The 21,351-nt window shown below is 65.0% G+C and carries 18 protein-coding genes and 1 tRNA gene; 5 read left to right on the forward strand and 14 right to left on the reverse strand.

Going from position 1 to position 21,351, the window contains the following annotated elements:
* Positions 1-17 precede the first annotated feature (17 nt).
* Together R2676_RS08140 and R2676_RS08145 are read left to right on the forward strand one after the other, a co-directional pair.
* Entirely contained in the window at positions 18-944 is a 927-nt protein-coding gene (locus R2676_RS08140) for a LysR family transcriptional regulator (protein ID WP_206275485.1), read from the forward strand.
* A gap of 39 nt (positions 945-983) precedes the next feature.
* Positions 984-1,059, forward strand: a tRNA-Lys gene (locus R2676_RS08145).
* Between the two features lie 149 nt (positions 1,060-1,208).
* Here R2676_RS08145 and R2676_RS08150 read toward each other — a convergent pair.
* The 3 genes from R2676_RS08150 to leuC all read right to left on the reverse strand — a co-directional run bounded on the left by R2676_RS08150 (position 1,209) and on the right by leuC (position 4,706).
* Positions 1,209-2,531, reverse strand: a complete 1,323-nt coding sequence (locus R2676_RS08150; protein WP_206275486.1) for a 2-hydroxycarboxylate transporter family protein — start codon at positions 2,529-2,531, stop codon at positions 1,209-1,211.
* A gap of 98 nt (positions 2,532-2,629) precedes the next feature.
* Positions 2,630-3,292, reverse strand: coding sequence for a 3-isopropylmalate dehydratase small subunit (gene leuD, locus R2676_RS08155; RefSeq protein ID WP_206275487.1), 663 nt, complete (start codon positions 3,290-3,292; stop codon positions 2,630-2,632).
* The gene (gene leuC, locus R2676_RS08160; protein ID WP_206275488.1) at positions 3,285-4,706 is read right to left on the reverse strand and encodes a 3-isopropylmalate dehydratase large subunit; all 1,422 of its coding nucleotides are present in this window, start codon (positions 4,704-4,706) and stop codon (positions 3,285-3,287) included. Before leuC ends, leuD begins: the two co-directional genes overlap by 8 nt.
* 136 nt (positions 4,707-4,842) lie before the next feature.
* Here leuC and R2676_RS08165 point away from each other — a divergent pair, with 136 nt between their 5' ends.
* A complete protein-coding gene (locus R2676_RS08165) occupies positions 4,843-5,757 on the forward strand; it encodes a LysR family transcriptional regulator (RefSeq protein ID WP_206275489.1) in 915 nt (304 codons plus the stop codon).
* Between the two features lie 15 nt (positions 5,758-5,772).
* Here R2676_RS08165 and R2676_RS08170 read toward each other — a convergent pair whose 3' ends face one another.
* The 5 genes from R2676_RS08170 to gudD form a co-directional block, all read right to left on the reverse strand.
* Positions 5,773-6,708, reverse strand: coding sequence for an aldose 1-epimerase (locus R2676_RS08170; RefSeq protein ID WP_206275490.1), 936 nt, complete (start codon positions 6,706-6,708; stop codon positions 5,773-5,775).
* Complete coding sequence (locus R2676_RS08175) at positions 6,708-7,916, reverse strand: porin (protein ID WP_206275491.1); 1,209 nt, start codon at positions 7,914-7,916, stop codon at positions 6,708-6,710. Before R2676_RS08175 ends, R2676_RS08170 begins: the two co-directional genes overlap by 1 nt.
* Before the next feature lie 93 nt (positions 7,917-8,009).
* Positions 8,010-10,421 (reverse strand): glycoside hydrolase family 31 protein, encoded by a 2,412-nt coding sequence (locus R2676_RS08180; RefSeq protein ID WP_206275492.1) that lies wholly within the window; start codon positions 10,419-10,421, stop codon positions 8,010-8,012.
* A 10-nt stretch (positions 10,422-10,431) separates the two neighbouring features.
* Complete coding sequence (locus tag R2676_RS08185; RefSeq protein ID WP_206275493.1) at positions 10,432-11,724, reverse strand: MFS transporter; 1,293 nt, start codon at positions 11,722-11,724, stop codon at positions 10,432-10,434.
* A gap of 101 nt (positions 11,725-11,825) precedes the next feature.
* Complete coding sequence (gudD, locus tag R2676_RS08190; protein WP_102065023.1) at positions 11,826-13,196, reverse strand: glucarate dehydratase; 1,371 nt, start codon at positions 13,194-13,196, stop codon at positions 11,826-11,828.
* An 84-nt stretch (positions 13,197-13,280) separates the two neighbouring features.
* On the opposite strand from gudD, the gene R2676_RS08195 reads away from it, so the two are divergent.
* Positions 13,281-14,036 (forward strand): FadR/GntR family transcriptional regulator, encoded by a 756-nt coding sequence (locus tag R2676_RS08195; RefSeq protein ID WP_206275494.1) that lies wholly within the window; start codon positions 13,281-13,283, stop codon positions 14,034-14,036.
* Positions 14,037-14,345: 309 nt separating this feature from the next.
* On the opposite strand, the gene R2676_RS08200 is transcribed toward R2676_RS08195, so the two are convergent.
* The 6 genes from R2676_RS08200 to R2676_RS08225 form a co-directional block, all read right to left on the reverse strand.
* Entirely contained in the window at positions 14,346-14,600 is a 255-nt protein-coding gene (locus R2676_RS08200) for a GlsB/YeaQ/YmgE family stress response membrane protein (RefSeq protein ID WP_206275495.1), read from the reverse strand.
* Positions 14,601-14,626: 26 nt separating this feature from the next.
* Positions 14,627-15,334, reverse strand: a complete 708-nt coding sequence (locus R2676_RS08205; protein ID WP_206275761.1) for a response regulator transcription factor — start codon at positions 15,332-15,334, stop codon at positions 14,627-14,629.
* 34 nt (positions 15,335-15,368) lie between these two features.
* On the reverse strand, positions 15,369-15,569 hold the full coding sequence (locus R2676_RS08210) for a hypothetical protein (protein WP_206275496.1): 201 nt from the start codon (positions 15,567-15,569) through the stop codon (positions 15,369-15,371).
* A 178-nt stretch (positions 15,570-15,747) separates the two neighbouring features.
* Positions 15,748-18,081 carry a CHASE2 domain-containing protein gene (locus R2676_RS08215; protein WP_206275497.1) on the reverse strand — a complete coding sequence of 778 codons (2,334 nt, stop codon included), beginning with the start codon at positions 18,079-18,081 and terminating at the stop codon, positions 15,748-15,750.
* Positions 18,074-19,753: a FecR domain-containing protein gene (locus R2676_RS08220; RefSeq protein ID WP_206275498.1), complete on the reverse strand. Its 1,680-nt coding sequence runs from the start codon at positions 19,751-19,753 to the stop codon at positions 18,074-18,076. Before R2676_RS08220 ends, R2676_RS08215 begins: the two co-directional genes overlap by 8 nt.
* The gene (locus tag R2676_RS08225; protein WP_027677738.1) at positions 19,737-20,450 is read right to left on the reverse strand and encodes a response regulator transcription factor; all 714 of its coding nucleotides are present in this window, start codon (positions 20,448-20,450) and stop codon (positions 19,737-19,739) included. The genes R2676_RS08220 and R2676_RS08225 overlap by 17 nt, the downstream gene beginning before the upstream one ends.
* Positions 20,451-21,033: 583 nt before the next feature.
* On the opposite strand from R2676_RS08225, the gene R2676_RS26160 reads away from it, so the two are divergent.
* The gene (locus tag R2676_RS26160) at positions 21,034-21,345 is read left to right on the forward strand and encodes a DUF5818 domain-containing protein (RefSeq protein WP_410482485.1); all 312 of its coding nucleotides are present in this window, start codon (positions 21,034-21,036) and stop codon (positions 21,343-21,345) included.
* The last annotated feature ends 6 nt before the right edge of the window (positions 21,346-21,351 follow it).

Raw genomic sequence — 21,351 nt, forward strand, 5'->3', positions numbered from 1 at the left:
TAATTCCAACCACTTTTATGGATAGCAAAGCGCCTCGCGTCACATTGCGGCAGTGGGCCGTCTTCGCCACCATTGCCCAGAGTGAGACGACCACTGCTGCCGGAGAAGTCCTGGGTCTGTCGCAATCCGCTGTCAGCGCGGCGCTGGCCGAGCTGGAATCCACGCTCGGGCATCCGCTGTTTGACCGGCATGCGCGGCGCCTGCACCTGAATGCGCTGGGCCGGCAGCTTCTGCCGCAAGCACAGGCGCTGCTCGACCACGCCGATGCGCTGGAACACGCGACCGCCCAGCCGAACGTGCGCCTGAAGCTGGCCGCCAGCAGCACGATCGGCAACTATGTGCTGCCCGCCCTGCTCGCTGGCTTCCGGCATGAGATTGCGCCCAATAGCCAGCTCGACGTGCTGATCGGCAATACGCAGGACGTGGTCGATGCGGTGCAGCGTTTCGAGGTCGACATCGGCCTGATCGAAGGCACGTGCCGCGGCGAGGCGCTCGAAATCGAAACGTGGATCGACGATGAGATGGTGATCGTGGCGGCGCCGGGGCACCCGCTCACTCAAGGGACGGAACCTGTCTCACACGCAGCGCTGCGCGAAGCGGGCTGGCTGATGCGCGAACCGGGCTCCGGCACGCGCGAACTGGTCGACAGCCGCATCGCTTCGGTGGTCGGGCCGCTGCACGTGGCGCTCGAACTCGGGCATTCCGAAGCCATCCAGCGCACGGTGGCTGCCGGCTACGGCATTAGCTGCCTGTCGCGCCACGTGGTGGCCGACGCATTGCGTGACGGCCGCCTCGTCGAGGTGAACAGCGGCCTGCCGCGCATCGCCCGGCCACTGCTGATCGTGAGCCACCGGGACAAGCATCCGACGCACGGGCTCACGCAATTCATCGACGTGCTGCGCAGTCACAGCGCCGATTCGAAAAAAATTCGCGCAAAGGACTAGCGCGATCCAAAAAAGGTTGATATAGTCTCGTTTCTTCGCGGGGCGTTAGCTCAGTTGGTAGAGCAGCGGACTCTTAATCCGTAGGTCGAGTGTTCGAGTCACTCACGCCCCACCAGAATATGGAAGGCCCGACAGGCAACTGTCGGGCCTTTTTCATTTGCGCAATTTGCGATGCGCTTGCGCGCCGCGGTGCGCAGACAACAAAACGGCCGACACGCTGCGCGCCGGCCGCTCATTCTTCGGACTTACCCTCGCCTTTCTTGCTCAGTGCAGCACCTTGAGCAGGATCGTCGCGGCTACCACCATCGCAGCCCCGCCGATGCGGGTCGAGATCTGCGCAAACGGCATCAGCCCCATGCGATTCGACGCCGACAGAATCGCCACATCGCCCGTGCCGCCCAACCCGCTGTGGCACGCCGTCACGATGCCCGACTCCACCGGATACATCCCCAGCCATTTGCCGACGAAGAAGCCTGACGCCACCAGCGCCAGCACCGTCGCCGCGCAGATCGCGAAATAGCCGGGCGTGAACGCGGCCAGCAGCTCTTTCCACGAGACGAACAACGCGCCAAGGCCGACAAGAATCGCGAACGTCAGATTGGTCGAGACGAACTTGTACATCTGGTAAGCGCCCAGCTCCATGTTCTGCGGGAGCACCTTCGACACCTTCAGCAGCGCCGCACTGACGATCATGAGAATCGGGCCGGGAATGCCGGTGAAGTGCGACAGCAGCGCACCGAAGATGAAGAACGCACAGCTGATCAGCAAGCCGGCGCCCATCAGGCCCAGGTTGAGCGGCGCGTCGGTGCGATCGTTGGCCAGCAGATCGGCGTCGTTGCCGGATTTGACGAGATCGCCATGGCCGGTCAGGTGCGGCCGCTTCCCCCCCACCGACTTGAGCACGCCGCTCGACAGGATGGCGACAACGTTACCGAGCAGCGCCGCCGGCACCAGCATCGCAATCAGCTCCGCCTGCGGCCGGCCGAGAATCTCGGAATACCCGATCGACAGCGGCAGGATGCCTTCGCCAATGCCGCCCCCGACGATCGGGATGACGATAAAGAAGAACGTGTGCTTGGGGTCGTAGCCGAAGAACAGCCCGACCGTCACGCCCGCCACGATGGCCGCCAGCGTGCCGATCAAGAGCGGAATGAACATCCGCATGAAGCCCTGCACGAGCACGCGATGGCTCATCCCCAGGATGCTGCCCGCCACCAGGCACGCGATGTACAGATATTGCAGGTTGGCCGTCTTCATCGTCGTCGTGAGCGCCTTCAACATCTCGGGGTCGATCACCTTGTAGCCGACCAGCGCGGACGGCACGAACAGACAAAGAATGGCCGCCCCGCCAATGTGCTTGAACACCGGCAGCCGCGCACCGATTTCGCCCAGCAGGAAACCGAGCAGCATCAGCACGGCCAAACCGCCGATCATGTCGTCGGGCAACTTCTTGTTGAGCGCCGCGAGCAGCGTGATGGCGGCAATCGCGGCGTACACGGGAAGAGGCAACGGCCCGATCCTGTAGCCGCTGAGCGTGCGCCAAAGGCTCGCGCGCGTGTTCTCCTGCGCCCGAATGGATGCTTCCATGATGTCTCCTGATCAGCCGCGCGGCGCGCCTCGTCTTCACGCGAGGTGGACTGGCGCCGGCGTTGCTGTGTGAGGTTGCGAAAACGTGCTGGGAAAATTCAGAGGCTGCCGCTCGGCGCCATGGCAGCCAGACGTGCGCGAGTGGTAGCCGCGATGTCGCGCAGCCACGGGCGCGTCTTCCAATGCGCCTGCTGGAAGGCGTCGATGTCGCTCCAGCGTGCGAGCGTCGCGCCGATCATGTCGAGCCCGTGCAGGAACATGTGGCGGTGGCGTTCGGACAGCGTGAACGACGCCTCCACGCTATGGCTGCGCAGGGTCATCGATTCCACGTCGATGGCGATGCGGCTCGTGGCCGCGTCCGACACGTCGGCCAGGATGCTTTCCACCGTCGCCTCGTCGAGCATCACAAGCAGCAGGCGGTTGTTCATGGCGTTGCTGTAGAAGATCTCGCCAAAGCTGGGCGCGATGACGGCGCGGATGCCGAATTGCTGCAGCCCCCACACCGCGTGCTCGCGGCTGGAACCACACCCGAAGTTGCTGCCGCCGACGAGGATGGACGTGCCCTGGTACGCCGGCTGGTTGAGGACGCAATCGCTGCGCAACTGGTGATCGGCGTCGTAGCGCAGGTCGTAGAGCAGGCCCCTGTCGAGCCCCGATTTGTCGATGCCGCGCAGGAATTGCTTGGGCATGATCTGATCGGTGTCGAGGTTGGGCGTGGGCAGCGGTGCGGCCGTGCCTTCGATGCGTTTGGTGTCAGACATGGGCAGCCTCCGCTTGCGCCGGTTGCGATTGCAGTTGACGGACGTCGACGATGCGACCGGTAATGGCAGCGGCCGCCGCCATGGCCGGGCTCATCAGATGCGTGATGCCGCCCCGCCCCTGACGCCCTTCAAAGTTCCGATTCGTGGTCGAGGCGCAGCGCTCGCCAGGAGCGAGAACGTCGTCGTTCATGGCAAGGCACATCGAGCAGCCCGGCTGGCGCCATTCAAAGCCGCTGGCGATCAGGATGTCGGCAATCCCCTCTTGCTCGGCCTGCACACGCACGGCGCCAGAACCCGGCACGACCATGGCGCGCACGCCCTGCGCCACCTTGCGGCCCTTGACGATGCCGGCCACGGCGCGCAGGTCTTCGATGCGCGCGTTCGTGCACGAGCCGATGAACACGCGCTGCACGGGCACGCCCTCGATGGCGGCGCCGGCCTGCAGGCCCGTATAGCGCAATGCCCGGGCCGAGGCGTCCTCAACGGCCTCGGGGTGCGGAATCTTGCCAGTGATGGGCATCGCCTGATCGGGGCTGGTGCCCCATGTCACGTACGGGGCAACGTCGCGCGCGTCAAAGGCGTGCTCGACGTCGAAATGCGCATCCGCATCGCTGAACAACTGCCGCCAATCCGCCAGCGCGGCGCTTACATGGGTATGCGCCACGTCGCGCGCATGTTCGAGCACGTAGCGCGTGGCCTTGGCGTCGGGCGCGATCAGTGCGCCGCGTGCACCGGCCTCGACGGCCATGTTGCACAGAGTCATGCGCGCCTCCATCGAAAGCGCGGCAATGGCACTGCCCGTGAACTCGACCACGTAGCCGCGCGCGCCCTGTGCGCCGATGCGGCTGATGATGTGCAGGATCAGGTCTTTTGCCGTGGTGCCGATGGGCAGTTCGCCTTCTACACGGATGCGCATGTCCTGCGCCAGCCGGTAGACCAGCGTCTGTGTGGCCAGCACATGCTCGACCTCCGACGTGCCGATGCCAAAGCCGAGCGCACCGAACGCGCCGTAGGTCGTTGTGTGGCTGTCTCCGCAAAGCACCACCATGCCCGGGCGGATCATCCCCAACTCGGGCGCAATCACATGCTCGATGCCCTGCAGCGCATCGTTGGTGTCGAACAGGACGATGCCGTGTTCGCGGCAGTTCTTTGCCAAGTTGGACGCCTGCAGTGCCGACGCCGGGTCCTGGATGACCCGCACGCGCACCGGGTGCGTGGGGATGATGTGGTCCACCACGGCCATGTGCTGGCCCGGCACGGCCACCGTGCGGCCCGCTTCCGCCAAGCCGGCGAAGGCTTGCGGGCTGGTGTACTCGTTCATGATGTGCAGGTCTGCGTAGAGCAGCACGTTCTGCGCATCGAGCTGGGCAACGGTGTGCGATTCGACCAGCTTCTGATACAGCGTCTTCGCCATGCTTCCTCCCATTCGCGTGGCCGGCCCACCCGCCTGACTGAAGGCGACCCGGGCCACTGGCGAGACGAAGTGTAGACATGCAGAACGGTTTTATAATTGGCGCGAAAATTTATCTATTCTTCATCTGACTTGAATAATGGATCGCGTATCGGATCTGGAGTTTTTCACCCAGCTCGTCAAGCAGGGTTCGCTGGCCGCGCTGGCGCGCGAGCTTGGCGTGACGCCGCCGGCCATCACCGCGCGCCTGGCGCAGTTGGAAAAGCGGCTTGGCGTACGGCTGCTGAACCGCACCACGCGGCGGCTGAGCGTCACCCACGAAGGCGAAATCTATCTGGCGACCGGCGCACGCCTGCTCGAAGAGCTGCAGGAACTGGAGCAGGTGGTCTCCAGCAGCCGGGGCACGCCCAAGGGTCTGCTGCGCATCAACGCCACGTTCGGCTTTGGGCGGCGGCACGTGGCGCCCGCCATTGTGGAATTCGCGCGGCGGTATCCGGAGGTGGAGGTGCAGCTTGAACTGACCGACCGCTCCGTCAACCTGACCGACAAGGCATTCGACATTGGCATCTGGTTCGGCACGGTGCCGGATTCACGCATGGTCGCGCGCAAGATCGTGAACAACAAACGCATGCTGTGCGCCTCGCCCGATTACCTAGAGCGTGCCGGCATGCCGCAAGTGCCGCGCGATCTGCAGTCACATCAGTGCATCGCGCTGCGCGAAAGCGACGCGGCTTACGGCACGTGGTACCTCACGCGCGGCAGTCGACAGGAAACCATCAAGGTGCGCGGCGCGCTCAGCACGAACGACGGCGAAACCGGCGTGCTCTGGGCGCTGGCCGGTTACGGCATCCTGATGCGATCGGAATGGGACATCCACGAACACGTGCGCGCCGGCCGGCTCGTGCCGGTGCTGGCGGACTGGGCGCTGCCCGTGGCGGACATCTTTGCGGTGTACCCGGAACGCGCCAACCTGTCGGCCAAGGTCAGCGCGTTTATCGACTTCCTGACGGACTGGTTCGGCAAGGAAGCCGCGTGGGCGGACGCACGCCGGTAACGCGGCGCGGCATTTTCAGGCCGTTGTTTCGATGCGCAGTTGCATGCGCATGCGCACCGTCTCGCCAGGTGCCAGAGCGCGCAGGCCGGTGCCTTTCCACCCCTGCGCCGCCAGATTGATCGCATCGGCCACGTGCGAAATCGGCTCCAGGCAGAAATACGGCTGCCCGTGCGGCGCGTGGAGGATGAAGTGGTCGAGCGGGTCATCGGCGCTCAGGGTCAGCACGCCGCCCGCGCGGGACACCACGGCACGTCGCTGCCATTCGCTGTAGTAGACGCTGAGCGCCGCATCGGGCAACGCGCGCGCCTGGTGGAAATCTTCCCGCGGCGTGATCGGCTCGCGGCGGACGGCAACTTCACCGGCGTCGGTCGGCCACATCGTCGCAGCATCGAACTGGACGCGCGTATCGGCCGTGCGCACGAAATATGGATGGAAGCCGCCGCCGGCCGGCATGCTGCTGTCGCCATCGTTGCGCAGCGTCATGACGGCATCCAGTCCGGATTCAGTCAGCACCAGCGTTTGCGTCGCGGTGAACGGCCAGGGCCAGTTGTCTGGCTCGGGCACATAGCGCAAGCCGAGTTCGATCGACGACGCTGTCACCTGCTCCACCGTCCAGGCACGCGCATGCGCCAGTCCGTGCATGGCGTGGGCCTGGCCGGGATGCGGCGCGAGACGGATCGCGCGGCCGCTCCATTCAAAGCGCCCGTCGCGGATGCGGTTGGAGAACGGCAGCAGCGGATAGCACCCGGCCTTGGGCCATGCCAGCCCCTCGAAGCCGTCGCGCAGGGACTCGGCCGACATCGGCGCCAACCAGTCGACACGCTGGCCGCCCTCGCCGGCCGACGCCAGCGAGGCAATGCGGCCACCGGCGGCCGGCGCGACGACCATCGTCAACGCGCCGGCCTGCAGCGTATGCACTGGGCCGGGCGCAAGCCAGGTCTGGCTATGCATCAGAACGAATGCCGAATGCCGACCATGCCCACAAACTGGCTGCGTCCATTCGACGGCGTACCGTTCTGCGAATCGCCCACCGACGCCACCGCATCGACGATGGAGGTGCTCGTCCCGGAAGCGCGCAGCGTCTGGCCATTGGCGCGCTGATACGCCTGGATCGCGTAGAACGCGGTGCGCTTGGACAGCGAATACAGCTGCTCCATCGAGAACTGGTTGTACTTGGCCGGCGAGCTGATGCCGTTGCGCGCCTTCTCGGCCGTGTAGCTGTAGCCGAAGGCGAGCCGTAATGCCGGCGTCAGATCGTAGGTGGCAATCGCGCCCACCGTATTGAACGTGGCCGATTGCGTGAACAGCGACAGCGCGCCCGGCTTGTACTGAACATTCGAGTAGTTCAGGCCAACCATCAGCTTGCCGAACGTATAGCGCGCTGCCGTGGCGATGAGCTGCGCGGAGTCTGCCGTGGCATAGCCGGCGTTGACCGGCGAGTTGTTGGCGAAGGTTCCGACGTTGCTAAAGTTGCCGGCCGTCGTGCCGCTCGACACGTTCTTCAGGCGCGTATAGCCGACGCCCCACGAGAAGGCCTGGTAGTCATAGCGCAGCGCGGTGCTCACGCTGCTGCCGTTCGAAACACTGCCGGCTTGCTCGCCAAAGCCGTACTGCACGCCCGCCTGCAGACCGCCCCACACCGGCGTGCTGTAGGTGATGGAATTGTTGAAGCGCAGCGTGGTGTCCAACGCGTCCACGTCGCCCGGGTGTGCGCCGGTGGCACCCGTCAGCACGTTGGTCGGCCCCAGCGATGCGACGTACTGGAAGTAAGGCGTGTACGCACGGCCCAGCGTGACCTGGCCATAGTTCGTGTTGCTCAGGCCGACGTAGGCCTGACGGTTGAAGATGACCCCGGCTTGGGCTTGTTGACCCGTGTCGGCATTGAAGCCGCTCTCCAGCCGGAACAGCGCCGTGTTGCCACCACCCAGATCTTCCGTGCCGTACAGGCCGAACTTGCTGGCCAGCAAGGCACCCGAGTTGATGTAGGTGTTGGAGTGCCCGCCTTGATTGCTCGAATAGGCAAAGGCGTTATCGACGACGCCATACAGCGTGACCGACGTTTGCGCTGCAGCATGCATCGACACGCCCGCGCAGAGCAGCGCTGCCGATGCGTAGACCGGGCGGATCGAAAGGGAACGTTTGGCTCGTGTGGTTTTCATCGTTGTTATCTCGGAAATCTCCTGCACCAAGGGAACACTGCGCATCACCGTGCCTCTGCGGACCCGATCGTCATGCGCAGCAAAAATGCGGCACTAGGCCAGCAATTGCAACGTCAGGCGGCGCCAGCCACCCACGACAACGGTTTCCAGCACGCGGGCATGCGGCGTCTGCACCGGCCGCGCATCACCGGCGGGCAGGTGAATCTCCACCGTGTCAGCCGGCGTCGGCATCTTGCCTTCGCGCGATACGTGCAGCGTGATGGATTGCGCGTCTGACACCGCACGCACGCTCCAGCGGCCCTGCTCGCCGTTGCGCCACGCTTCGGTTTCGCCATCGTCTTCAACACTGCCGCCAGCGGTCTCGCCAACACCCTGCATGGGCACGACAAGGAAGCCGCGTTGATCGGCGCGCCGGTCGAAATGCTGCTCCGCCACGTTCATCGCGATCACCCCGCCTTCGCGAATCAGCATGACGGGTTGGTCCCACGGCGAAGGCAGCGTGACGGTCTGTCCGCCCTCGAACGCCTCGCCGCTCCAGTACGAGACCCATCGCGCGCCGGCCGGCAGATAGACGGTGCGCTCGGTCTGCCCTTCGTCCACCGTCGGCGCCACCAGCAGCGACGAGCCGATCATCATGTCGTCGCACTCGGCGTAGCACCGGCGGTCGTGCGGAAACTCGGCAAACGTCGGGCGCAGTACCGGCTCGTAGGCCTGCGTGGATTGCCACAGCAGTTCGTACAGATACGGAATCAGCCGATAGCGGAGCTTGATCAGCGAGGCAATCTGCGAGGTGACCTGCGGATACATCCACGGCTCGTTGACGGTCTTGTCGTCGTTCCACGAGTGGATGGAGAAGCGCGGCAGGAACACGCCAAAGGCCACCCAGCGCACCAGCAGCTCGGGCGACGGCGCCGGGCCGGCAAACCCGCCGATGTCGTGCCCGATGTTCGAGACGCCCGACAGCGCCAGCCCCAAGCCCATCTTCAGGTTGTAGCGCAGCGTTTCCCATGAGGTGTAGTTGTCGCCGGACCAGGTCTGCACATAGCGCTGCATGCCGACACCGCCCGAGCGCGACACCAGGAACGGCCGACGCTGCGGTGCAAATTCGAGCTGTGCTTCGCGCGAGGCGCGCATCATCAGCATGGTGTGCAGCACCTTGGCTTCGCGGATGGGCGTCTTCTTGCCGAACCCGTGAGCGAAAGCGTCGGGCGTCCAGACTTCGAACTCGTTGTTGTCGTTCCAGGTGGACGCCATGCCGTATTCGAGCAGCGCGCTCTTGACGTTGGCCTTCCACCAGTCGAGCGTTTTCGGGTTGGTGAAGTCGAGATACGCGCCAACTTCATCCCAGAATTGCACCCACGCCGGCTCGCCGTTTGCGTCGCAAATCAGCAAGCCGGCTTCTCTCGCTTCTTCAAACTTCGGGTGATCGCGCAGCAGGCACGGCTTGATGTTCGGGCACAGGCGAATGCCCGCGTCCAGATAGCTCTGGACGAAGCCGCGCGCATCCGGGAATTTGTCGGTGTTCCAGTTGAAGACGTAGCGCTTCGGCCCGATCGACGTATAGCCCGACGACAGATGGAACGAATCGCAGAGGATGTCGTGCTCACGACATCCCTTGATGAACTCGGCCATCTGTTCCTGCGCGTTGGGCGCGTCGGTGTACGTCATCGTCGAGCCGGAATAACCGAGGCCCCATTTCGGCATCCACGCGGGGCGGCCAGTCATCCACGTAAAGCGGCGCGTGGCGTCGAGCGGCGTGTCGGGCGAGGCGATGAAGTAGTAGTCGAGATCGCCATGCGGCGCGACAAAGTAGCGATAGAGGCCGTGATAGTTGTCCAGCTCGCGGCCCATGTCGAAGCTGCAATCGGACAGCGTGTCGTAGAACAGCCCGAAGCCGGTGCGGTTTTCCGGCTGCCACGTCACGTAGAACGGGATGTGCTTGTACAGCGGATCGGTCGTGCGGGCGCTGTAGCCCATCGCGTCGATGTTGCGCATCTCATAACGCTGGTGCGCACGATTCATGTCGCCGGCGCGCTCGCCCAGGCCGAAGTACATCTCGCCGGGTTCGCGGCGCACGTAGTGGTAGACCTGCTCGTCCCAATAGCCGAAGTTGTAGGCCTGCGTGGGCCGATCGTTCAGCACGGTCTGCCACCCGCCTGCGCCGCGGATCTGCCATGTGCAGAAGCCGCCTGCCAGGGCGACGCTCAGGCGAATCTTGCTGGTTTCCACGCGCAGCGTGTCGGCATCGCTGTGCAACGCAAATGCGGGCAGCGCGAAGCCGCTCAGGTCGCGGCGGTCACGCCCTTCGAGCGGCGTGTCGTCACCGCCGGGGGCGATCGACCACGTGGCCGGGCCGCGCAGGTAGCCCTGCGGCAGCACGAGCACGCGGATGATGTCCTCTTCCAGCACGAAGAGTTCAATCGCAGCGCCGGCGCTGCTGGCCAGCCGCAGCCGGTTGCCTTCATGCGCCTGGACTTCGAATCGGGGGGGATTCAACATGGACATCGGTTTCAACTCAGTTTGAAGCAGACAGACGCATCTGACGCGCGGCACGTTCTTCATGCGACTGACCGCGAATCAGAACAATCAACAACGCCGCGCCGATCAGATCGAACGCGCCGAGCAGGCCGAACAGCGGACCATAACCGACCTTGTCAGCCAGCGCGCCCACCAACAGCGAGAAGCCCAGGCCGCCGATCCACGCCGCCATGCCGGCAAAGCCGCTGGCGGTGCCGACCTCTTCCGGATCGAAGACGTCCGCCGACAGCGTGTTGACCAAGCCGGAGATCATCTGGTGCGCAAAGCCGCCCACGCAGAACAACGCAATCGCCGTGTAAGGAGACGCCACGAGCCCGACGCACGCCGGACCGATCATCATGAACGCACCCAGCACAACGCCGCACACACGCGACCACACCAGCGGAATGCGGAAACGCTTGATCAGGAACGGCGACAGGTAACCGCCCACCAGGCCGCCCAGGTCCGCCGCCAGGAACGGCAGCCACGCGAACATGGCGATCGCTTTCAGATCGAGATGGCGTTCGTTCACGAAGTACAGCGGAATCCAGAAGCTGAACGTCTGCCAGGCCGGCTCGGCGAAGAAGCGCGCCAGCGCAATCGCCCAGAAACGGCGGGACGTCACGACGTCCTTGACCGGGCGCTTGCCGCGCTCGGCGCTCACGGGGCGGAGCTGTCCGCCGATGATCTTTTCGCGCTCGGCAGCGGACAGCGCGGCGTGGTCTTTCGGCGAACGGTAGAACGCGAACCACAGCGCGGCCCACAGGAAGCCGATGGCGCCGGTCACCACAAACGCCGACTGCCAGCCGTAACGCAGATGCAGGAAGACCACCAGCGGCGGCGCCAACATCGCACCCAGCGAGGTGCCCGAATTGAACCAGCCGACGGCGACGGATTTTTCCTTGTCCGGGAACCATTCGGCCACGGCCTTCATGCCCGACGGAATGGCAGCGGCTTCCGTCAGCCCCATCAAGGCACGAAAACCTGCCAGCGACAGCCAGCCGGTAGCGCCCGCGTGCAGCACGCCGGCAAACGACCACAACACACCAAACAGCGCAAAGCCGATACGCAAACCGACCAGGTCCACGATAAAGCCGCAGACCGGCTGCATGATCGTGTAGCCGACCTGGAAGGCCGCCACCACGTAGGAATATTGCTGGGTGCTCATCCCCAGCTCGCTCTTGAGGGTGGGCGCCAGCACGCCCAGCGAGTTACGCGCCAGATAGTTGACGATCGTGCCCAGGCACACCAGCACGATGATCCACCAGCGCAAGCCCTTGATGGTCTTCACGGTGTTGTCTCCGATATTTTTTTATTGGTTACCGATCTACGAGGCGGCGTGCCACGACGTGCGCCGCCTCGGGTTCCGCCGTAGCGGTCAACGGTCAACAGTCAACGCACCATGCAGGGGCGCTTGTTGTCGAACTGCCAGTTGGGAATGAGTTGGCGCATGGCGATCGCGTCGTCGCGCGCGCCCAAGCCGTGCTGCTTGTACAGCGCGTGAGCCTTTTCCAGTTGCTCCATGTCGACCGTGACGCCCAGGCCCGGGGCGGTCGGAACGGCAATCTCGCCGCCGACGATCTGGAACGGTTCGCGCGTCAGGCGCTGTCCGTCTTGCCAGATCCAGTGCGTATCGATGGCCGTGATGTTGCCCGGCGCGGCCGCGGCCACGTGCGTGAACATCGCCAGCGAAATGTCGAAGTGATTGTTGGAGTGCGAACCCCAGGTCAGGCCCCAGTCGTCGCACATCTGCGCCACGCGCACCGAGCCCTGCATCGTCCAGAAATGTGGATCGGCCAGCGGAATGTCGACCGAGTGCAGCTGAATGGCGTGACCCATCTGGCGCCAGTCCGTGGCGATCATGTTGGTGGCCGTGGGCAGGCCGGTGGCACGGCGGAATTCCGCCATCACTTCGCGGCCCGAGTAACCGCCCTCGGCGCCGCACGGGTCTTCTGCGTAGGCCAGCACGTCGTGCTTGTCGCGGCACAGGCGAATGGCCTCCGCCAGCGACCACGCGCCGTTCGGGTCCAGCGTGACGCGCGCCTCGGGAAAGGCCTCGGCCAGTGCCGTCGTGACGACCATTTCGTCATCGCCGCTCAACACGCCGCCCTTGAGCTTGAAATCCTTGAAGCCATAGCGTGCATGGGCCGCCTTGGCGAGGCGCACGACCGCCTCCGGCGTGAGCGCTTCTTCGTGGCGCACACGGGTCCAGTCGTCCGTGGCATCGCTGCCGTCGGCGTAATCGAGGTCGGTGCGTTTGCGGTCGCCCACGAAGAACAGGTAGCCGAGCACCGGCACCTTGTCGCGCTGTTGCCCCTGCCCCAGCAGCGCCGCCACAGGCACGCCGAGGTGCTGGCCGAGCAAGTCGAGCAGCGCGCTTTCCAGCGCCGTCACCGCATGCACGGTGGTGCGCAGGTCGAAGGTCTGCAACCCGCGGCCGGCAGCGTCGCGATCGGCAAATTGGCGTCGCACGCTGTTCAGGACGTTGTTGTACGCACCGATCGGTTGTCCGACAACCAGCGGCGTCGCATCCTCGATGGTCTTGCGGATGGACTCGCCGCCCGGCACTTCGCCCACGCCGATATGACCTTCGGAGTCCTCCAGGAGGACGATATTGCGGGTGAAAAACGGGCCGTGCGCGCCACTGAGATTCAGCAACATGCTGTCGCGGCCCGCCACGGGAATGACCTGAAGGCGGGTCACGCGCGGCGTGCGAACTGCGGATTCGGTAGCAGGGTGATTGATTGTCATCACGTATGTCATCAGTCGTCGTACAACATGGATGCGACTATAATTGACACATTCGCGCCGAACCACCCCTGGTAAACCCGCCCTCCCGGAGACCGCATGCCCACCGTCAGCTCGCCCGCAACGCTCGTGCGCCGCACCCAAAGCTTGGCGGACGTGGTGGTGGACCACGTCAAGGGGCGCATTGCCAGCGAATCCCTGCGGGTTGGCGACAAGCTGCCCACGGAATCCGCGTTGATGGAAGCGCTCGGTGTGAGCCGCACGGTGGTACGTGAGGCGATTTCGCGCTTACAAGCCAAGGGGCTGATCGAGACGCGTCACGGCATCGGCAGCTTCGTCCTGCCGCCGCGGGTCGACAACAGCATTCCGCTGGGCGATGCGTCGACGATGCGTGACATCTTGAGCATGCTGGAATTGCGCGTCGCCATTGAGACGGAATGCGCCGGCCTGGCCGCACAGCGCATCTCCGCGGCCGAGATCGAGGCGCTGCGTCTGGCGCTCGAAGCCATTGAGCAGGACCAGGCGGAGGGCAACGACAGCGCCACGTCCGACCTCCAGTTTCATCTGAGCATTGCCCGCGCCACCGGCAATGAACATTTCGTGGGCGCCCTCGCCCAGCTCGGCAAGACGCTCATTCCCCGTACGCGAATGGGGCTGGCGCAGGTCGGCTACCTGAACGCGCCCGAACTGCGCGCCACGGTCAACCGCGAGCACCACAGCGTCTTCGAAGCCATTGCACGGAAAGATCCCGAAGCCGCTCGCGCCGCAATGCGCATGCACCTGTCAAATAGCCGCGAACGTCTGCGCCGTGCGCATGAAGCGGCGGGCACGCAAACGTCCGTGGCAGGTAGTTGAGCCCGGCAACACGACCCTCGGTTGTACGACGTCTTACTAGTGGCGCAGCAGCCGTCGCATATCCGCCGATCTCCGCGCTGTTGATAAAGATTTGCATTCGCCCGCTCTCCGCCACGTAACCTGAGCTTGCACCGACCCCTCGTGGGTGCGCTCCGGCCGCGGAAGAGAGAGCCGCGGCCTTCTTGGCCCTGATGCTGCTGTCCCGAGTGTCAGGGCGTTTCTTTTGGCGGCGGGCGTTCGAGTCTCCTCCCCGCTGCACCAACAAAAAAAAGCCCCGACTTTGCGGGGCTTGACTCTGAAACGACCGACTCAGCGTTCGCGTGCCAACACGTGATAGCCGGCCAGCAGGATGATCGCACCCACCATCGCGCTGACAAACCCAGCCAATTGCCCCGGCTCATACCAACGCATCAACTGACCGAGAAAAGCCGCTGCCAGTGCGCCGGCAATGCCGACCATGATGGTGAGGATGAAGCCGCTTGCGCCGCAGCGTGGCGTTACCCACCACCGCGCCACAAGCCCGGCCAGAAAGCCGATGAGGATGGTGATACAGAGCAATTGCATGGCAGTGGCTCCGCGGGTCGAGGCGGTCAGTGCGTTGCTTCGGCGTCGATCACGCGCTCCAGGCAGAAGCCCTGCCCGTAGATGGCGCGCAGGCGCAGGCCGTTCTCGGCGCCCAACAGCAACTTCTTGCGCAGGCGCGAGACATGCGTATCGAGCGTGCGCGAATACGGGCTCAGCTCCCGGCCCCAAAGGGCCAGTTCGATGTCGGCGCGCGAGAGAATCCGTCCCGCATTCGCGAACAGCAACAGCGCCAGCTCAAACTCACGCGCATGCACCGACACCGAAGCATCGCGCAGCCGGATGGAGCGGTTCTGCCGATCGAGCGTGTATGGCCCCAGATGAATCTCCGACGCCCGCACGGCGCGGCTCACGGCAAAGCGGCGAATCAACGCATCGAGCCGCGCCAGCAATTCTGGCGGACGGATGTCGCCTTGAAAGCAAAGGTCAGCGCCGTGGTTGAGCGCGTCTGCGGTTTCGGTATCGGCTTGCCCGTCGGCGAGATAGACGATGGCCATGCCGGGCCCCACGCGTTCGCGAACCGTGCGCACCAGCGACAGGCCTGGCATGTCGTGCGCATGCGCACCGACCATCAACAAGTTGATGCCGTGCAAGTCGATGGCTTCAAAAACCTGGCGAGAGAGAAACAGCGGCACACATTCAAAGCGCGTGGGCCGCAGCGCCGTGTGGATCGCCTGCTGGCGGGCGAGGTGCGTGTCGATCAGGCCGATTTTCATGGCTCGGGGTTGTAGTGGACGGCGTGCGGCGCGGTCAAGCGGCGGCGTGACGATGATGCTGTGCATTGCTGTCGTCGCCACTGCCGCCGCGCCACATGGATACATGCCAACCAGCCAGCCAGAAGCCTTCGAACTGCGGCGGGTTCCCGTTACCGCGCAGGGCGTGATGCAGTTGCGCGCGAATGCATTCGTAATCGCATTCAGTCAAAACATCGGTTGCAATCTGGCTCAACATACGTGGCGCCTCGGGCGTGTCTGTGCTCGGTTTTTTCCAAGGTGCCGTCGTCTCTCGACCGGTGTATCACCGGTGCATGCTGTGCGGGTCGGCCAATGAACTGTAGGGCCGCCGCCGTGCCGAAATGCAAATGATTGAAAAGGAAATGTGGCAAAGGCCACACGAGACCGTCGTGGCCTCAGGCGTCGTGGCGATGCGCGACGCGCGGCAGCCACAGCGTGAAGGTCGACCCCAGGCCGGGTGCGCTCTGCACAGCAATGCGGCCGCCATGCCGGTCGACCACCGTCTTCACGAATACGAGACCCAAGCCGCTGCCGGCGGGCGCATTGGCCGCGCCTTCATGCAAGCGATGAAACGGCTGAAACAGCCGCGGCTGATCGGCAAGGGCAATGCCGGCCCCCTGGTCCGCCACGGCCACCGAGAACATGGCTTCGTCCTGCTCCACCGTCACCGTCACTACGGAACCGGCCGCACTGAACTTGATGGCGTTGTTGAGCAGATTCACCAACGCGCGCACCAGCAAGCGCGGTTCGCCCCGCACGGCCGCTTCAATGTCGGCCACCACGCGCACTTCCACCTGATGACGATTCGCCAGCGGCCAGACCTCATCGGCGGCATCGAGCACGAGGCCCACGAGATCCACGTCCACCAGCTTGAGCGTTTGCGATTCGGCGCGCGCCAGGTCGATGAAGGCATCGGCCAACTCCAGCGTGCGCGACGACAGCTGCTCGATGCGAGACAGCAGCACCTCGCGGTCCAACGCGCGCGACGCATCGCGCTGCAGCTCAATCAGGGCGAGGATGGCACTCTGCGGCGAACGCATGTCGTGCGAGATGAACCGCAGCGCTTCTTCGCGATGGCGCTCGGCCTGGCGCACCGGGGTGATGTCGGCAAAGCTGACGATGATGTCGACGGGGCGCCCCGCTTCGTCCCGCAATGCGGCGGCGTGCATCAACATCGAGCGGCCGTCGTGCGTCTGCAGCTCGACGGGTTCGAGCCCCGTGGGATCGGTGAGCCAGCGCGCCCAGTAGTGTTCGCCTGCGGAAGGGTCGGGAAACGCCCGCGCCAGCAGCGAGGGCAGGTCGCGCAACGCGGCCGCGCGGTTCTGGCCGGGCGTCTGCGACTGGCCGGCCAAGTCGGCGCTGCGCCCGTTGGCGAGGCGGATCGTGCCATCGTGCGTGCAGACAACGGTGGCATCGGGCAGGCTCTCCAACGCATCGGCCAGGAAGCGACGCAGCCCGCGCAGCTTGTCCGTAAGAGAGGCTACGGCATCCATATGTGCGCCCAACGTGCGGCCAGGGCGTGCCAGCGGAGCGGTCTCGGCCAGCAGGCCGGGCTCGCGCGCCAGGCGCTGCATCTCGTCGCGCAGAAAACGCAGCGCGGCTTCCTGCTGGCGCCAGCTCCACAGCGGATACAACACCAGCGGGCCAACCAACGCGGCAAAGGGCGGCAACCAGCGGTTGCCGAACACCAGCGCCCCGATGGCACTCAACAACAAGACAGCCGCCCCCGCCAGCGCCACGGCAAGCGCCATACGCGGCGTCAGCCAACGCACGGCAAACGCGGTCATCAACAAAGGAAGCAGCGTCATCGCCCAAAACACGCCGGGCGACACCGGCAGGATGGCGCTGCTGTCGAGCACGGTCTGCGTGGCATTGGCCAGCACTTCCACGCCGCTCATCGTGCGCGACGGCGGTGTCGCAAAAATATCGGACACCCCGGATGCCGTGGCCCCGATCAGCACGAGCTTGCCGGCCAGCGCATCGGGCGCCACGTGGCCGTTGAGCACGTCCAGCGCGGGCACGTGCCGATACGTACCGGCCTGCCCGGCAAAATTCAGGCGGATATGCCCACGCCGCGTCCAGCCGGCCGCATCGGTCTCCACATCGGCCAGCGCCGGCACGGAGGCTGGCGAGCGCAGCGCCTGCCCCGCAAGCTGCACGGCCAGATGGTCCAGCAGATGCGCGCTCGGCCCCTCCGCCAGATACATGCCGCGCACCACGCTGTCTGCATCGGGCGCCGCATTGATATGCGCGACGGCGGCATTGATGCCGAGAAACGGATAGTGATACACGCGCCCCTGCTCCGTGCGCTCGGGCAGCGCGGGCAGGATGACATGCCCGGCTTGCCGGATGGCCTCGATCAATGCGCGATCGCCTTCAGGGTGCGCGAGATCGGGTTCGATCAGCAGAATATCGACACCGATGGCGCGCGGCCGGGCCTGCCCGACGCGCGCGATCAGATCCGCAAGACGACTACGCGGCCACGGCCAGCGCCCCACCGCGTCAAGGCTCTGGTCATCGATGGCAACGATGACGATGTCGTCGCGCGGCGCGTGCCCATGCAACGTGACGACCGCGTCGTACAGCGCCGCGTCGAGCCGCGCGACCACGCTCCAGCGCACAGCGCCCAACGTCAGCAGCGCAGCCAGCGCCACCAGCACACCCCACTCCACCAGCGCGCGCGCCCCGAGGCTGCGCACCGCGGATTGGGCGGGTGCGGATTCAGTCATTGAGAAGGAGATTGCCGTCGCCGCTCTGCACCGGGCTGCGCGCGGAGTCGCCAACGAAGGAGCCGACGTCAATGCGCTGCGGCTTGGCGTAGACCACCGACGCGGCATCGCCCAGGTCTACGCCGGTGCGGATGTAATACACGCCGGAGGGCGGCCGCGGAAGGGTCGCCTCGTTGCCTTCGCTGACGATGTCGACGATGGGCTTGGCGAAGCTTGTGTCGCCCGCCAGTTGCACACGCGTGCGCGCGCCCGACGCCACAAGCTCGGGCGACAGCGCAGACCAATGGGCATGCAGCTTGCCGTCATCGCCGGCGTCCACGGCGGCAGTCGGCGCGGCATCAAGAGGAATGTCGAGCACGCGGAAACGCTGGGCATCGCTCCACGGGCCGGTTTTACCGTCCGCGGCCACCGAGCGCACCCGCCACCACCATGTGCCGGCCGTCAGCGGCCTGACCAGGCGCACGTCCTTGCCGTGCTGCTGAATGACGGGCGACGCAAAGGTCTCGGCATCGCTCACTTCCAGGTCGTAGCTGCCCGCGTCGGACACCATCGCCCACGCGAATGCCACGTCGCCGCTGCGGTAGGTCCGGTCGCTGGCGGGCTGGATCGTGTACGGCGCTTCCGGATGGAGCCGCACCGTGAACGGCCGCGTGGCCGATTCACTCGTCAGGCCAAGGGCGTCAACGCTCTGCACGACGAGTATATAGTCGCCGTCCTCGTCGCCGCACAGCGTTGCCGCCGGGGCCTTGCTGGATTGATAGGCGGTGAGTTCCGTCAGCGCGGCGTCCCGCGCCACGGCGGCGCGATACCCGACCGCGCCCTTGACCGGCTGCCACGTCGCGCGCAGGCACGGCGTCTGCACAAGTTGCGGAATGGTGTCGAGCCTGGGCGCCGCCGGCAGCGCGGTCCGCTTGAGATGTCCCGCCGAAGCCACCACGCCAAAGCCGGCCTTGACCGCTTGCTTCTGACGACCGGCGCTTGTGGCGACCTCACCTTCCAGCACGGAACTCGTCGAACCCGCTTCGCTGGCCTGCACGCGGAAACGCGTACCGCGCACGCCCGTCACGAGCGCCGGCGTGGAAATCTCGTAGCGGCCGACGCCGCTCTTCTTGGGCGCGACGTTGGATTCCGCTTCGCCCTTCTTCACGTGCACGCGCACATCGATCAGCCCGGCACGCGCAAACGCCCGCACACGCGACAGCGCAACGTGGCTGCCCGGTGGCACCGTCACGCGTGTGCCGTCGTCAAAGGCCAGCGTCACGGCGCCTTTGTCGCCGGTGTCGATCTGTGCGTCTTCTGCGAGCTTCGTACCAGCCTGCAGGGGCTTACCGCCGGTGGTTGCATCGCGTGCAAACACGACCTGCGCCGTCGCTGGCACGACCGGAATGCGATCGAACGGAATCCGGAGGAGCGAGCCGGGCTGAAGCCGATACGGATCGGCGACATGGTTGCGCTGCTGCAGGAGGCGCCAGCCTTGGACACTGTCCATGTAACGTTCAGCGAGGCTGATCAACGTGTCGCCCGGCTGCACCCGATAGACGAAATCGGAACCGTCCGCGCCGGAAGGCTGGGCCATCGCCAGCTGCCAAACGCCGCCAAAAAGAACGAACGCGCCGACAAACGCGGCGCGCCCAATCAAACCACCCCAAATTGCTTCAGCTTGCTTCGCCATCTTCCTGCGTGGTTTCCAGCCGATAGCCATGCGAATACACCGAGACCAGCCGCACGCCATTCTTCTGATTGAGATCGAGTTTGAGCCGCAGCTTGGAGATATGCGTGGCCAGGGTGCGCGAATCCGGACCGATGCTGCGGCCCCACACTGCCTGCTCGATCAGCTCGCGCGGCACCAGCTTGCCGACATTGCGGAACAGGTACAGCCCCAGATCGAACTCGCGCGGGGACAGCTCGACCTGCGAGCCATTCAGTGTCAGCACGCGACCGACTGGGTCCACCGCGTACGGACCGACGCGAATGCGTTCGAGCGATTCACTGGTGCGCGGCGCGGCACGACGCAGCAGCGCACCGACGCGCGCCACAAGCTCGGCGCGGCGCACCGGCTTGACGACGTAATCGTCGGCGCCAGCGGCCAGCCCGCGCACCACGTCGTCTTCGAGCGAACGGTTGGTCAGAAACAGCACCGGCAGCGCCGGGCCGACCGTCTGCCGCACCCAGCTCACGAGCTGGATGCCGCTGATATCGGGCAACTGCCAGTCAAGCAGCAGCAGGTCGAACGTTCGATCCCGCAGCGCCTTGACGAAGGCATCCCCGTTACTGAAACTCTCGCATTCGTATCCCGACGAAACCAGGATTTCGCGGATCAAATCCGATTGCGCCTGGTTGTCTTCTACCGAGGCAATTCGTATCGCCATCTGGACTGCCCTTTCCCCGTGATGGATCCGGCCCCATTGTTACCGCCGGGCCGTCGCTTCGTGGAATGCCGGTTCGGCCCGTTCTCATCGTGATCGGGTTCCAGCCGGAACATCGTAGTTGCACCATCAGCCCCGTCCGGTACGGTCCGGACCCGCGCCCAGGCTCATATTCGGAGTCGCCGGAACAGCTTCCACACCGACTTGAGCCCAGGCCATCCTAGAAGGCTACCCCCGCGGCATTGCAAACAATTGTGAAAAACCCCGCGCCTTGGCAGCGGTTTGTGCCGTTCTATCATTTTTTATTGCGACAGAACAGGGTGTGCCCGGCGCCGGGGTAGTAGGTACACGCCCGCACCTGCTGTGATCGAGCGGAGTGCCTCTGGACACCACTCTCCGGGCAAAGCGGTTCAAGCTTACTCCACCTGGGCCAGTCGGCTGGAACGATGCGTTAGCGGGCCTCCGAATATCCAGACTGGTGCGACACCGCTGCATGTCATATTCCTTCCGCCAAAATCCGCCGGCGCATTAATTGGCTTACATCAGACAAAATCATCCCCAGTCAAATCAATAAATCGTTATCGCCATGCACTGTTCTCGTTTTTTCTCGCACTTATTGGTCTCTACGTTATTGACCGCATGCAGCCCTCCCTCGCCGGCTTCAGACATCACGCTGCAAGGCACACTCAGCCAAGTTGGAAATGTTCCATTTAACTACCTCGCCGTGCGAACGGAGGACGGTGCGCTGTGGAAGCTTGATGTGTCGGACGAAAATGCGCTGCTTCCACTCGTCAACCAACGCGTAATTGTTTCGGGCACACCGGGCGGCGACACAACGTTTTCAGCCCTGTCACAGCACACGCTCCACGTTCGCAGCATCGAGCCAGTGAAGCGTTGAGGTGAC

The organism is Ralstonia flatus (assembly GCF_958439105.1).
Lineage (GTDB): Bacteria > Pseudomonadota > Gammaproteobacteria > Burkholderiales > Burkholderiaceae > Ralstonia > Ralstonia flatus.

Coding starts and splice junctions, on each gene's coding strand:
- leuD (WP_206275487.1), bottom strand. CDS start 3,292: ATGTCTGACACCAAACGCATCGAAGGCACGGCCGCACCGCTGCCCACG.
- R2676_RS26160 (WP_410482485.1), top strand. CDS start 21,034: ATGCACTGTTCTCGTTTTTTCTCGCACTTATTGGTCTCTACGTTATTG.
- R2676_RS08200 (WP_206275495.1), bottom strand. CDS start 14,600: ATGCAATTGCTCTGTATCACCATCCTCATCGGCTTTCTGGCCGGGCTT.
- R2676_RS08175 (WP_206275491.1), bottom strand. CDS start 7,916: ATGAAAACCACACGAGCCAAACGTTCCCTTTCGATCCGCCCGGTCTAC.
- R2676_RS08170 (WP_206275490.1), bottom strand. CDS start 6,708: ATGCATAGCCAGACCTGGCTTGCGCCCGGCCCAGTGCATACGCTGCAG.
- R2676_RS08225 (WP_027677738.1), bottom strand. CDS start 20,450: ATGGCGATACGAATTGCCTCGGTAGAAGACAACCAGGCGCAATCGGAT.
- R2676_RS08195 (WP_206275494.1), top strand. CDS start 13,281: ATGCCCACCGTCAGCTCGCCCGCAACGCTCGTGCGCCGCACCCAAAGC.
- R2676_RS08180 (WP_206275492.1), bottom strand. CDS start 10,421: ATGTCCATGTTGAATCCCCCCCGATTCGAAGTCCAGGCGCATGAAGGC.
- R2676_RS08215 (WP_206275497.1), bottom strand. CDS start 18,081: ATGACTGAATCCGCACCCGCCCAATCCGCGGTGCGCAGCCTCGGGGCG.
- R2676_RS08140 (WP_206275485.1), top strand. CDS start 18: ATGGATAGCAAAGCGCCTCGCGTCACATTGCGGCAGTGGGCCGTCTTC.
- leuC (WP_206275488.1), bottom strand. CDS start 4,706: ATGGCGAAGACGCTGTATCAGAAGCTGGTCGAATCGCACACCGTTGCC.
- R2676_RS08220 (WP_206275498.1), bottom strand. CDS start 19,753: ATGGCGAAGCAAGCTGAAGCAATTTGGGGTGGTTTGATTGGGCGCGCC.
- R2676_RS08210 (WP_206275496.1), bottom strand. CDS start 15,569: ATGTTGAGCCAGATTGCAACCGATGTTTTGACTGAATGCGATTACGAA.
- gudD (WP_102065023.1), bottom strand. CDS start 13,196: ATGACATACGTGATGACAATCAATCACCCTGCTACCGAATCCGCAGTT.
- R2676_RS08205 (WP_206275761.1), bottom strand. CDS start 15,334: ATGAAAATCGGCCTGATCGACACGCACCTCGCCCGCCAGCAGGCGATC.
- R2676_RS08165 (WP_206275489.1), top strand. CDS start 4,843: ATGGATCGCGTATCGGATCTGGAGTTTTTCACCCAGCTCGTCAAGCAG.
- R2676_RS08150 (WP_206275486.1), bottom strand. CDS start 2,531: ATGGAAGCATCCATTCGGGCGCAGGAGAACACGCGCGCGAGCCTTTGG.